This is a genomic window from Pseudaminobacter salicylatoxidans (assembly GCF_003148475.1).
Lineage (GTDB): Bacteria > Pseudomonadota > Alphaproteobacteria > Rhizobiales > Rhizobiaceae > Pseudaminobacter > Pseudaminobacter salicylatoxidans.
This window is the reverse complement of sequence record NZ_QGGG01000005.1, coordinates 280,126-292,797: the sequence shown is the minus strand read 5'-3', so window position 1 is coordinate 292,797 and position 12,672 is coordinate 280,126. Positions and strand designations below refer to the sequence as shown.

The 12,672-nt window shown below is 61.6% G+C and carries 13 protein-coding genes; 5 read left to right on the top strand and 8 right to left on the bottom strand.

From position 1 onward, the window contains the following. Positions 1-57: 57 nt before the first annotated feature. Genes C7441_RS09655 through C7441_RS09640 form a run of 4 tightly spaced genes read right to left on the bottom strand, consistent with a single transcriptional unit; the run spans position 58 to position 4,904 of the window. Entirely contained in the window at positions 58-1,134 is a 1,077-nt protein-coding gene (locus C7441_RS09655) for a putative 2-aminoethylphosphonate ABC transporter ATP-binding protein (RefSeq protein WP_244916103.1), read from the bottom strand. Positions 1,135-1,183: 49 nt separating this feature from the next. Continuing rightward, positions 1,184-2,011, bottom strand: coding sequence for an inositol monophosphatase family protein (locus C7441_RS09650; protein ID WP_109612676.1), 828 nt, complete (start codon positions 2,009-2,011; stop codon positions 1,184-1,186). A 47-nt stretch (positions 2,012-2,058) separates the two neighbouring features. After that, positions 2,059-3,834, bottom strand: coding sequence for a putative 2-aminoethylphosphonate ABC transporter permease subunit (locus C7441_RS09645; RefSeq protein ID WP_244916102.1), 1,776 nt, complete (start codon positions 3,832-3,834; stop codon positions 2,059-2,061). A gap of 23 nt (positions 3,835-3,857) precedes the next feature. Next, entirely contained in the window at positions 3,858-4,904 is a 1,047-nt protein-coding gene (locus tag C7441_RS09640; protein WP_109612675.1) for a putative 2-aminoethylphosphonate ABC transporter substrate-binding protein, read from the bottom strand. Positions 4,905-4,939: 35 nt separating this feature from the next. Between C7441_RS09640 and C7441_RS09635 the strand changes: the two genes are divergently transcribed. Beyond that, positions 4,940-5,983 carry a LysR substrate-binding domain-containing protein gene (locus C7441_RS09635; RefSeq protein WP_109612674.1) on the top strand — a complete coding sequence of 348 codons (1,044 nt, stop codon included), beginning with the start codon at positions 4,940-4,942 and terminating at the stop codon, positions 5,981-5,983. Positions 5,984-6,044: 61 nt separating this feature from the next. Here the strand turns inward: C7441_RS09635 and C7441_RS09630 are convergent, their stop codons facing one another. Continuing rightward, complete coding sequence (locus C7441_RS09630; RefSeq protein WP_146201445.1) at positions 6,045-6,335, bottom strand: hypothetical protein; 291 nt, start codon at positions 6,333-6,335, stop codon at positions 6,045-6,047. Between the two features lie 219 nt (positions 6,336-6,554). On the opposite strand from C7441_RS09630, the gene C7441_RS09625 reads away from it, so the two are divergent. The 4 genes from C7441_RS09625 to C7441_RS09610 all read left to right on the top strand — a co-directional run bounded on the left by C7441_RS09625 (position 6,555) and on the right by C7441_RS09610 (position 10,180). After that, the gene (locus C7441_RS09625; RefSeq protein WP_146201444.1) at positions 6,555-6,935 is read left to right on the top strand and encodes a hypothetical protein; all 381 of its coding nucleotides are present in this window, start codon (positions 6,555-6,557) and stop codon (positions 6,933-6,935) included. A 621-nt stretch (positions 6,936-7,556) separates the two neighbouring features. Beyond that, positions 7,557-8,651, top strand: a complete 1,095-nt coding sequence (locus tag C7441_RS09620) for a YeeE/YedE family protein (protein ID WP_109612671.1) — start codon at positions 7,557-7,559, stop codon at positions 8,649-8,651. 264 nt (positions 8,652-8,915) lie between these two features. Then, positions 8,916-9,257: an ArsR/SmtB family transcription factor gene (locus C7441_RS09615; RefSeq protein ID WP_109612670.1), complete on the top strand. Its 342-nt coding sequence runs from the start codon at positions 8,916-8,918 to the stop codon at positions 9,255-9,257. Then, positions 9,254-10,180, top strand: a complete 927-nt coding sequence (locus C7441_RS09610; protein ID WP_109612669.1) for an SRPBCC family protein — start codon at positions 9,254-9,256, stop codon at positions 10,178-10,180. The genes C7441_RS09615 and C7441_RS09610 overlap by 4 nt, the downstream gene beginning before the upstream one ends. Positions 10,181-10,341: 161 nt before the next feature. Here C7441_RS09610 and C7441_RS09605 read toward each other — a convergent pair whose 3' ends face one another. The 3 genes from C7441_RS09605 to C7441_RS09595 form a co-directional block, all read right to left on the bottom strand. Then, a complete protein-coding gene (locus C7441_RS09605; RefSeq protein WP_109612668.1) occupies positions 10,342-11,283 on the bottom strand; it encodes a choline ABC transporter substrate-binding protein in 942 nt (313 codons plus the stop codon). Between the two features lie 61 nt (positions 11,284-11,344). Then, the gene (locus C7441_RS09600) at positions 11,345-12,172 is read right to left on the bottom strand and encodes an SDR family NAD(P)-dependent oxidoreductase (RefSeq protein WP_109612667.1); all 828 of its coding nucleotides are present in this window, start codon (positions 12,170-12,172) and stop codon (positions 11,345-11,347) included. Next, entirely contained in the window at positions 12,173-12,670 is a 498-nt protein-coding gene (locus C7441_RS09595) for an acetone carboxylase subunit gamma (protein ID WP_019170019.1), read from the bottom strand. It lies immediately after the preceding gene. Positions 12,671-12,672: the final 2 nt, after the last annotated feature.

Genomic DNA, 12,672 nt, shown 5'->3' with positions numbered 1-12,672 from the left:
ATGCCCGATCCTCGATCAGGATCGCGGACCGCGACGAGCTTGGTTGGAGTTTTACAATCATGGCCCTCGGGGGAAGACATGCAGCTTTGTCGCAGGAAAATCGATGGTGACGATCGATCCTTCGACCAGCCTGAGGCCCTGCCAGGCGCTGCTGGTGATTTCGACGTCCAATGTTTGCCTGATCTGGGAACAGCGCAGCGAGAGCCGATAGAAGTTGCCGCGAAACGAGACGGTTTCGACCAACGCTTCGAGACCATCGGACGAGCCGGCAGATGGCGTCTCAATGGCGATGTCTGCCGGCCGTATGCAGAGGCTGACCTCGCTACCGGGAGCAAGATTTTCCATGGCAGGCAAAGCGAAGGTTGTCGATCCAACCGAAGCGCTGTTGCCGGAGGCTGCAATCGCGGGAATAAAATTCATATCGCCGAGAAAGCCGGCCACGAATGGCGAATTGGGCCGCGAAAAAACCTCCTCCGGGGTCCCGGCCTGCTCGATCACGCCGTGGTTCATCACCACGATGCGGTCGGCCATCGCAAGCGCCTCATCCTGGTCGTGCGTGACCATGATGGTGGTGACGCCCAGGTTGCGCTGCAATTGCCGGAGCTGATCGCGCAGATGCAGCCGCACCTGCGCATCCAGCGCGCTCAGCGGCTCATCGAGCAGGAGCAGGCCCGGCGACGGCGCCAGCGCGCGAGCCAGTGCCACGCGCTGCTGCTGGCCGCCCGAAAGCTGCGCCGGATATTTCGCGGACTGGCTCTGCAAGCCCACAAGTTCCAGAAGCTCGCCGATGCGCGCCTTCCGCTGCTGCCTGGACACGCCTGCCCCATGAAGACCGTAACCGACATTGCGTTCGACCGTCAGGTTCGGGAACAGCGCATAGGACTGGAAGACGATGCCGAAGTCACGCCGGCCGACAGGCAATCGTGAAATGTCGCGGCCGTTCTGATGGATCGTGCCGTGGTCCTGCGTGTCGAGACCGGCAATGGCGCGCAGCAAGGTGGTCTTGCCGCAACCCGAAGGCCCTAGGAAGCAGACGAACTCTCCCCGTTGGATGTCGAGATCGATGCCGTCGAGCGCCACGAACTTGCCGAAGGATTTCGACAGGCCGCTGACCTGCAATGCGCGCGGCGGCATGCCCGAGGCACTATCCTGCGCGTGTTGTCGATGCGGGTTTGCGAGGGGATCAGGCACGTTCAACATGGGCCAAGCCTTTCGTTTCAGCGCGACCAAGAAGTTGCAGTGTCTCGGGCAGAAGCGCTGCATCGCCGACTGCCACAAAACGGTCGCCGGAGTGCAATGTCAGCGGCGCGCCGTTCCAGTCCCGCATGACGCCGCCGGCGCCCTCGATGACGGGAACGGCCGCGAGATAATCGACAATGCCGTAGCGGGCCGCAATCATGATATCGGCATGGCCGCTGGCGACCAGGCCGTAGGCCTGTGTGCCGGCATCGTAGATCGTGAACCGGGCCGCCTCGGCCACATTGCCAAAAGGCAGCGCGGCATCTCCGTCGAGATATTCCGGGGAAGTGGCAAGCAGGATGGCGCCGGCGGCGGTCGGGCATTCGCGCGTGCTGGCGACTTTGCCGTTAAGCAGCGTCGCGTGGCCTTTCGCCCCCACCCAGCGTTCTTCCGTGATGGGTATGTCCACCACGCCGAGGACGGGAACGGCGTCCACCGTCAGCGCGATCAGAGTGCCGAACACCGGCCGGCCGGCGATGAAAGAGCGCGTGCCGTCGATGGGGTCGATCACCCAGACATGATCGGCGCTCGCGGCGCTGGCGGGATGTTCCTCGCCGATTACCCCGTGCATGGGATAGCGATCGGCGATCATATTGCGGATCAGTGTCTCAACTTCCAGATCGGTGGTCGTCACGGGAGTATTGTCCGGCTTCATCTCGACATCTGCATTGCGGCGGAACCGGGTACGGATCAGCGCGCGGCTTGCATCGGCAAGTTCTTCAGCAAAGCGGATGAATTCCGTTGGCGTGGTTGTGGTTGACGAAGCCGTCATGGACTGGTCCTTGGGTTGAGTGGCCGTTAGGCGCGGCCGGTTTGTTTTCAGCTTTCCGTGCCGCGCCAGGCTTGCGTGCGGCGCAGCAGTCCATGCATGAGCAGCCATTGGAGGCTGACGACCGTTGCCGATGTCGCCACGATCAGCACGCTCATCGCGGCGGCGGGGCCGAGCATGGCGTTGTCGTTGAGCAGGACCACGCTGACGGTCGCGACCTTGGAGTTGGCCGAATAGAGGAACACCAGCGCCGAGATCGTCGTCATGGAGTTCATGAACAGATAGCTGGCGATGCGCAGGATCGTGGGCAGGCAAACGGGCACGACGACCCGACCGAAGGTCGCGAAACGTGACACCCTGAGTGACGAGCCAACCGCTTCCAAACCCGGATCGAGCTGCTTGAGCGCGGTCAGCGCGGTGAGATGCGGCACCGTGTACAGATGGACGACCGTGCCCAGAATGAGGATAGCCATCGTGCCGTAAATCGCACCGAACGGATTGGACGGGCTGTTGAAGAAGAAGATATAGGACAGGCCCAGAACCATGCCGGGCATGGCGAGCGGGATCATGCAGCAGAAATTGATCGCTCCGCGCAGCCAGGCAGTGCCCGGCACGCGCTCCAGCAGATAGGCGCCGAAGAAGATCACGGCCGTTCCGAACACCGCCACCCCGGCAGAAAGACGCAGGCTGTTGCGGTAGGCACCCCAGCCGCTCGGCTCGTATTCGGCGAAATTGTAGCTGGCAAGCGAGAGGCTGAGATTGTATGGCCACAGCTTGAACAGAGAGCCCAGCACCGCCATCACCAGCACGCCCAGGATGGCCAGCGCGACCGCCGCGCAGAAACCGAAGCAGGCAAGATCGCGCATCCTGCTCTTTGCAGGCACATAAACCACGGCACGTCCGTCTATGCCGTTGCTACGGCCGCGCTGAAGCAGCTGACCGCCGAGGAAGGCGATGGCTGCCGGAATGAACAGCAGGATGCCGACGACGGCCCCCATCTGGAAATCGAAGCCGCCGATTACTTTCTGGTAGAGGTCAGTGGCCAGCACCGGATAAGAGCCGCCGACCACCACCGGCACGCCGAAATCCGTGAACACCTTGGTGAAAGTGGCAAAGAACGCCGCACCGAGGCCGAAGCGCATGGCCGGCAGCGTCACGGTGAAGAAGATGCGTACCCGCCCCGCCCGCAGTGCGGTCGCCGCTTCGTAGAGCCTGCGGTCAATGGTCAGCAACGATGTCAGCACGATCAGCAGCGCGATGGGGAAGGTGAAGAACACTTCGCCGATGACGATGCCGATCGGGCCATAGAGGCTATGCCCCATCAAGGCGCTTCGAAAAAAGCCCTGATTGCCGAAGAGATAGATCAGCGCGATGCCAGGCAGCAGCGAGGGCGTCAGCAGCGGCACCAGCGCCACGGCACGGAAGAATGCGCGTCCCGGCATCCGCGAATGGGTCAGCGCGAAGGCGTAGACGCCTGCGATCACAAGCGTCAACAATGTGGAGAGAACCGAAATACGCAGGCTGTTCCAGAAGACCACCGATACGCTCGGCTCCTGGAAATAGCTGATGAAATTCTGCAAGCCGACAAAGCTGCCGTCCGCATCCTGCAGCCCCTTCGACAACAGCGTATACACCGGCAGCAGCAAGCCGGCGGCGAGGAACAGGCCGAGCCCTACCAGGCAAAGGCGCAGAAGAATGTCCTCGCCACTGAAACCGATGCGGATTTTCTGCCCGGTTGCCGGCGCCGTCGAAGCCTGATTGACCATCTGCCTGTCGCCTTTCGGTGCGCTGGGCAGACCGTCCATCAGGATGGGCCGGCCTGCCATCATACGCGGTCCTGGGTTGCGGATTATTTCGGCTCGTCCTTGGCGCCGTAGCGCTTCTGCCATTCGGCCAGGATGCGATCCCGGTTGGCGGCCACCCAGTAGAAATCCATGTCCACCAGGGCTGCCTCCTCGCCCTCCGGGTAATTCGGAACCGACGTGGAGACCCCCTTGCGCCCAACCAGCGCATAATACTTGTTGTGGATCTGGTTGCCTTCCAGGCTGGTGGCGAAATCGGCAAGCTTCCTGGCGGCGTCGGGGTGCTGTGCGCCAGCGACGATGGCCACCCCCTCGACTTCGGAGCCGACCCCCTCCTCGGGGATCACGACGCTGAGCGGTGCGCCATCATTGATCGCCTTCACGCCCGGGGCCGGATAGGCGATGCCGATCACTGCCTCGCCGGTAGCGGCCATGCGGCACGGCTTGCTGCCGGAGTGGACATATTGCGCGATGTTCTGGTGCAGGGCGTCCATGTAGTTCCAAGCTTCATCCTCGCCGAAGATCTTCATCCAGCCCACGATCGCAAGCAGGCCGGTGGCGGAGGAGTTGGGGTTGGGCATGGTGATCATGCCTTTGTATTCGGGCTTGATCAGGTCTTTCCAGTTCTTCGGCTCTTCGACTTCGTGATTGGCGCCCTCCATCTTGTTAAAGCAGATCGCCGACGCCCAGGCATCGGTGCCCACCCAATGCGGCGTTTCGCTTCTGCGGTCGTAGAAACGATCCTTGATCTGGTCGAGGCCGGCCGGTGCATAGGGCATCAGCATGCCCTTCTCCTCCAACATTACCAGTCCGGGCACCGAGGCGCCCAGGATGATGTCGGCGCGCGGGTTCTCCTTCTCGGCCAGCAGGCGCGCGATGATCGGGCCGTTTGAGTCCAGTAACTGGTTGATCTTGATGTCCGGCTCGCGCTTCTGGAACTCGGCAATCAGCTCTGCGAAATGCTCCTTGGCCAGGGCGCTGTAAACGGTCAGCTCTTCGGCTTGCGCAAAGTTCGCACCGGAGCCGACAGAGCCAGACACCACCAGCGCCGCGCACAACAGCCGCATCCGGGTCGGAATTTTGAACTGTATCATTGGTCGCTTCTCCCCTTTTTCTTGAACCCTCAGCGATGAGTATCCAAATGCAAATCCATAAAGTCAAAGAACAACATTTACGTATCTCATGCATAAATGCTATGGCTTACGAGAGATCGGGGGAGCTCAGGATGCCCAGGACGCCAAAGCCGGCCACAATCAGCCTGCGCCAGATCGAAGCCTTCAAGGCGATCGTCGAAACCGCCTCGGTCACGGCCGCCGCTTCGAGCATGCATGTCTCACAGCCCAGCGTCAGCCGATTGCTGCGCAGCCTGGAGGAGAGCATCGGCTTCGCGCTGTTCGAGCGCCGCAAGGGGCGTCTGGTGGCGACCCCCGAAGCCATGCTGCTCTATGACGAAATCCAGAAGTATTTTCGCAACCTGCAAAAACTGGCGCATACGGCTGCCGACATCCGCGCCCTCGCCCATGGTCAGCTGCGGCTCGGCTCCTTCATCGCGCTTTCGATCGCCATCACGCCTGCGGTGATCAAGGAATTCAATCGGGCGCACCCACAGATTCATATTTCGTGCACGACCGCCCAGTCGCGCCAGATCGTCGATCTCATCGCCTCACGCTTCGCGGATCTTGGTATCGTCGACCCCATTGCGGTGACCGATGCCGTCCGGATCGAGCGGCGGTGGCAGTTCCGATGCGTCTGCGCCATACCCACCGGACATGCGCTGGCAGAAAGCGACGACATCTCGGTCTCGCAACTGGCCGGCGAGAACGTGATCGGGCTGGAGAGGGAGTTCCTGTCGAGATATGTGCCTGGCGCGAGATTGTACGAGGCGCTGGCTTCCCAACTGCGGATCCAGGTGCATCAGTCCATCGCGGCCTGCGCATTGGTGGCCGAAGGCGTCGGGGTGGCAATCGTCGATCCCTTCACCGCCATGCACTGCGCGCCGAGAGGCATCGCGGTGCGGCCGCTGGACGTCACCATCCCCTTCGAGATGTGCATCGTCTCCTCTCCCGAAGCGCCGCTTTCGACGGCCGCGCGCGCGTTCCTCAACTTATTCGATGAGCAAATGGAGAAGGCCTGCCGGGCTGCGGACTATATCGTGCCCTGCCCGCAGAGGTGAACTCCATCGTTCAGGATATATGGCAACCCCCATCCGCCAGTGCATGGAGCGTGGTAGCAGGTCACTGCCCTGCCAGATCGATTACCTCGCATTCCTCCAGCAGCAGGCGTACCGGTTTTCCGGGGTAACCGAAAAGGCCACTGCCCACGAGCACCACCCGGTCAACATCCTCGAGCTTGTCCAGCGCCATGTCGAGCGGATACGGCACCTTCTTGATCGGCATGCGGCCGGCGCCGCATTCAATGCGGGCGTTGGATTGCTGAGCCATTATGCGAAGGCCCGTCGCTTCGGCGATCGAGCCCGCAACGGCCAACGCGTCGGCGCGCAGTGTCTTGCCGCTCAACAGAAGCATCTGTGCGCCTGCCCGTATGGCCCGCGCCGTGGCACGGATCAGCGCGATATGCGGGGCGGCAGGTGCCGGCAGCCGCGCTGGGCCGGGTCGGTGGGGGCGACGTCGTCCCATGCGGCATCTGCGGGCAAAATCAGGGTGGCCACACCGTGAAGAGTCATCGCCGCGGCGGCATCCTCGCTTACGCTCGGGCCAGGCCGAGCAGGCCCCTGGATCGCAACTGTGGACGGGCTGACACCAGCCTGGACCTCGGATCAGGGCGTTGCAGCGCTTTCTCCCGCCTCCGACGCTGTCGTCAGCATGGAGCGGCTGGTTTTTCCAGCCACCGTTCATGACGCCGAAGCGACCCCGGTCCTTCACGTCGCCTGCCTGCGCCTGTTGGAAACGCCGGCCTCCATCGAAGACCGCGCGCGAGCGCTGCTTGACGAAATGCAGGTCGACACCGCCCGGATGCTTGCCTCTGAAACCGTGCGTGACTTGCGCCACAGCATGATCCGCAATGGCGTGACGTTCACTCATGAAGCACTACAGGCTCTCCAGGCCGCCAGCATGGAGTCGCTACTGCCAGATGAGGTCGAGAAACAGATTGCAATCCCAGCCTGACGTTATCAGGAACAGTTTTCCCGGGTGCGGCATACGCGGCTGCCGCACCGCAGGATGCTCCGCTGCGATGGGATCGACCGTGCCCCGGGTCGGACACCACCTTCCTCTGGAAAACGGGGGGACGGCCAGATCATCGCGCCGAAGCATGCTCCCGCTGTTTAAGGCGGTCATCAAATACCGCCGAACGCACAGCAGGGTCACTGATCGGTTAAGTGGCGGCCTTTGAACATGATGCAATCTCCAGAAAAACGGACATGCCTCATGCCGCCATACCGTTTACCTGACACTACCGCTGATTGTGGGAAGGTCATGTCATCGGATCGGCGAATAGCAATTCTTGCGTACCAAGCATCCGCCGGGAGAATCTGTAACGATGGGCGTAAGTCAGTCATGCCGCTGGCCTACGTTTTTACCGACATCGCTGAGACCACGCGCACCGCGCTGCTGAGCGAATATCACGGGTCCACCGACAACCACGTTCCACTGGAGCGGATTCATTTTCTATCTGAGGTCTTTTCAGCGCAAAATTTGTCTAGTCGGGTACTCCCGCGCGCATTTCGATATCCCGCTTAATACGGAACACTCCATTACATTTGTGAGAGTTTGCTGAGGAGCCGCGCTATGGACCTTGTTCCGACGATCGACATGATTGGAGAAAACGGTACAGCGCTTGCCGGTGGTGCGGTGCTTGGCATGTTGTTCGGGTTTTTTGCGCAGAAAACCGCCTTCTGCACGCGCTCGGCTGTGCTTGACCTGACCCGGCGTCGCGGGGTTTCGGCGGTTGCAATCTGGTTCATCGGCTTTGCCATCGCCATCCTCGGTGTACAGATGCTGCTGGTTCAGGGAGCGCTCGACGTTTCCGAAACGCGGTTCTTCTCGACAGCACAAAGCCTGTCCGGAGCATTGTTCGGCGGCCTCGTCTTCGGCTTCGGCATGGTGCTGGCGCGCGGCTGCGTCTCCCGGCTTCTGGTGCTCAGCGCTTCCGGCAATCTGCGCGCCATTTTCACAATCCTGGTCACAGCGCTTGTCGGCAGCGCCACCTATGATGGACTGCTGGTGCCCCTGCGCGACAGCATTGGCGGCCTTTGGAACACTGCCGCCATCGGGGGCAATGATCTGCTCGTCCACGCAGCACTGCCTCAGTCCGCCGGTCTGTGGATCGGCATCATTCTGACACTTTGCGCACTCGGCCTTACAATCGTTGCCCGCCTGCCAGTCTGGAAGGCACTTGGCGCAATGATGGTCGGGCTCACCATCGTCGGTGGCTGGTATTTCACCTATACGCTTTCGACCCAGGTGTTCGAGCCAATCCAGGCAGAAAGCCTGTCCTTTGTCCGCCCGCTCGCCACCACCAGCGCGCTGGCCAGCGGGGCATCCTCCGCTTTCGGACTTGATCAGGGGCTGCTGATCGGCACCATCCTCGGTGCTTTCGCGGCGGCCCTGCTCTCTCACCAGTTCCGCCTTGCGACTTTTTCGGACGCCGGCTCACTTTCCGTCGTCCGATATGCCATCGGCGGTGTGCTGATGGGTTTCGGCGGCATATTGGCGGTCGGCTGTACCGTTGGCGCGGGCCTGACTGGCGGCTCCGTGCTGGCGGTTTCCTCCCTCATCGGCCTTGCCGCCATGATAGTCGGGGCAGCGCTTTGCGACCGGCTTGTCGACGGAGTTCGAGCTTCATCCCAGACATACCCACTCTCCGAGCGGCTGCCTAACTGAAATCACATCAGAGCAGTCAAAATTGATCTGCCGGATGACCGCTTCCAGCGCCAGCATCCTTCCTCGTGGCGCCTGACCGCAGCGAGATGCGGTCAGGCAGTTCAAAATGCGCGCCCTGTCCGGTGATCTTCCCGGACGCGCGTCTCGGCGAGTTCAGCAACAGAAACCGATGGCTCTAACCCCTCGCGTGCATCGAGGTCAAAACTTAGCTGATTGGCGAAGTTTTTGCTTGCATTGCCGACAAATCGGAAGATAGTTAGCAATATGGCTAAGCATGATCCCGATCTCTCCCTGCTCTTCCATGCCCTGGCGGATCCGACCCGCCGGTCGATGTTGACCCGCCTTGCCGAAACACCTGCGCGGGTGACCGATCTGGCCGGCCCCACGGGACTGCGACTGCCCACCGTGATGCGCCACCTTTGCGTGCTGGAGGAAGCAGGATTGATAACCACGTCCAAGGATGGGCGGATACGCACCTGCGCTATCGTCCCCGAGGCTCTGGATCCGATGCGGACATGGCTCGACGAACAGCGAGCCATCTGGGAGGCCCGGCTCAACCGGTTGGACGCATTTGTGATGAATGTGATGAAGGAAAGCGAAAAATGACTCAGAACCTGGCTACAAACACCACGATCGGCGCAGCGTCTGATGATGGAAAGAACCGTTTTGCAACGCTCACCTTCGAACGGGATGTGGCGGCGCCGGTAACCGTGCTGTGGGAAGCATGGACGGCCCCGGCGGCGCGGGCGACCTGGGCTGCGCCATCTCCCTCGGTCAGCGTGGAATTCCAGGAGGCCGACACCAGGGTGGGCGGTCGCGAAATCTCGCTCTGCAAGGCAGAGGGCCAGCCCGATATCCGCTGCGAGTGCGGTTGGCTGGCGTTGCAACCGGCGGTGCGCAGCGTGAACTATGAAGTGGTCTCGTGCGAAGGCGCGATACAATCGGCAGCACTGGTCACGGCCGATTTCTCAGGCTCGCATGAACGCAGCCGGCTGGTCGTCACGGTGCAGCTTTCTTCGCTGGCGCAGGACATGGAGGCAGGCTACCGGGAAGGCTTCGGCGCGGGCCTGGACAACCTCGCGCTCGCGGCCGAAAGAACCATGGTGCTGCAGCGGGTAATCCGGGCACCGCGATCCGTCGTGTGGGGCGCCTGGATGAACCCCGAGACGTTGCCGCAATGGTGGGGACCGGAAGGTTTCTCCTGCCGTACGCAAAGGATAGACCTGCGGACCGGCGGTGAATGGGTTTTCGACATGATCGCGCCGGATGGCACGGTCTTCCCGAATCACCACCTTTATATCGAGGTACGGCCCGAGGAGAGGCTCGGCTATACGCTGCTGTGGGGCGAGAACGGGCCGAAACATGCCGACGCCTGGGCCTCGTTCGAGGATCAGGACGGGGCGACGAAAGTCACGCTGGGCATGGTATTCAACACGGCTGCCGAGTTTCAGGATGCGAAGGGCTTCGGTGCCGTGGAACTGGGTCTGCAGACTCTGGGCAAGCTGGAACGCTTCGTCACATCCCGCTGAATGCCGCCAACGGAAAGCGAGGGAGGCGAGGCTCCCCACGCCTCACCTCACCAGCGTTGAGATTATCCGGCACCACGCGTGGCCTGATCGGCCACAGACGATGATATCACTGACGAGCACCGCAGTGCCGCCCTTCAAACTGCCAGCGCCAGTCGCCGATTTTACGATCCTATATGGCTTTCCACGGCCTTTGCGGCGTCGTCGCCAGAGAAGGTGGTGACGCCTTCCAGCCAGGGTTTGACGACTTCGGCGTGCGTTTTCAGCCATTCGGTTGCGGCAATCTTGGGGTCCTTCCCGTCATCTAGAATAGCGCCCATCATTTCGTTTTCCATTTCGAGCGTGAAACGAAGGTTGGAAACGAACTTTGTGACATTGGGACATTCGGCTCCGTAGCCGGCACGAATGTTGGTGAAAATCTCGGCACCACCGTAATTGGGGCCGAAATAGGCATCGCCACCTGACAGATATTCGATCTCAAACCTCGAGTTCATCGGGTGCGGCGCCCAACCGAGAAAAGCGATCCACTGCTTGTTGCGGACAGCCCGCTCGACCTCGGCCAGCATGCCTTGCTCGGAGGATTCGACCAGTTCCCAGTCCTTCAGGCCAAAATCGCCCTTGCCGATCATGTCGAGGATCATGCGATTGCCGTTGTTGCCTGGCTCGATGCCGTAAATCTTGCGGCCGAATTTGTCGGCGAACTTCTGCAGGTCGGAAAAGTCCTTCACACCGTCGTCGGCCACATATTTCGGCACGGCGAAAGTGTATTTGGCGCCCGTTAGGTTCGTGCCGACCACCTCGATCGACTTGTCGTCGAGATAGGGCTGGCGGTCTGTCTCCATGCTCGGCTGCCAGTCGCCCAGATAGACGTCGATGTTCCTGGCCTTCATGCTGGCATAGGTGACCGGGATGGAGAGAAGCTGGGTTTCGGGCTGATAGCCCAGCGCCTCCAATAAGACCGAGGCTGTGGCCGTGGTGGAGGTTATGTCGGTCCAGCCGACATCCGAGAAACGAACCCGTTTGCAGCTTTCGGGTTCGATCGCGGAGGCGGCGCCCGCCTGCACTATGAAACCGAGGGTCAAGGTGGCAAAGGCAAGTCTGCGCATGCTTCTTTATCTCCTGCTGTTAAGTTTCCCGTTATCGTTGTCGGCATGAGCGGGCGAGTCGCTACCAGAGCGACCCGCCCGTGATCTGAATATTCTCCATGGTTATGCCCTTGGCCTCCTCGCGGCACAGGAAGGCTGCAAGGGCTGCCACCTCCTCGGGCTGGATGATGCGCAACTGGGGGTTCTGCGTGGCGATGTCAGCCATCGCATCTTCCAACGTGCGGCCCTTGCCCTCGCGCGCCACGATCTGCTCGACATTGCGGCGCATGAGCTCGGTCTCGACCCAGGTCGGGCTGATCATCACACAAGTCACGCCATGCGGCGCGCCCTCCAGCGCCACGCAGCGCGTGAGGCCGAGAAGCCCGGACTTGGAAGCGCAATAGGCCGGATTTTCCTTCCAGCCGACGCTGGCGGCCGTGGAGCCGATATTGATGATGCGGCCGAAACCGCGCTCGATCATGCCGGGCAGCAGCCGGCGCGTCACCCGGAAGGCGCCGTTGAGGTTGGTGTCGATGATCTTCAGCCACAGCTCGTCCGAATGGCCGCTGACCGGATGCTCGGCGGTCGTGCCCGCGGCGTTGACGAGGATATCGGCGGGTCCGCAGTACTTGTCGGCCGCGCCGACGAAATCGTCGATCACGACGGTGTCGCGCACATCCAGATGCGCGGCGAAAACCTTGCCGCCATGGACTTCCAGCGCGCTTCGGACCTCAGCGATTTCCACCGGGTCCGGATAGGCGGCGGCATCTCCGCGGCGCCCCGCCATCTCGTTGACATAGGAACCGACGGCGACATTGGCGCCCTCCCGCGCCAGCGCATGGGCGATCGCCAGCCCCTGCCCCGTCAGTCCGCCGGTGATGATGGCGCTACGCCCGCTCAATGTTCCCATTCATTTTTCCTGTGGCAAAGGTTGTTTCAGCCAGTCGCGATAGAAGCCTTCGAGGTCGGGCTCGAAATCGTGCACGATCGGATAGCCGGGCGCTGCTGCCTCCACCTCGTGCAGCGTGCCGCATTCGGGGCAGATGAATTCACGGATTTCCATCCATTGAGGGTCCGGAATGTCGCTGTTGGGGTATATTTCCGACAGCGCCTCCTCGGTGTTGCGGACATTGATCGCCGCCTTCAGCTTCCAGTTCCTGCGATAGTCGCCGAAGGAGTGGCCGCATTCGCATTTCGTCACCCGCTCGTCAGCGCTCTGGCAGATAAACAGATGGTCGCTGATCGGAAGCAGGATGCGGTCGTCCCACGTGACGCGATCCTGCATCACCGCGATATATTTGAAAAAGCGATCGTCATCCTTGTAAGCGCTCATGATGCGCCGGGTCTGCGGCCAGGGCAGCCTGCCCGAAACCAGATCGTGAACGACTTCCTTGCTGTACGAGGTCATGG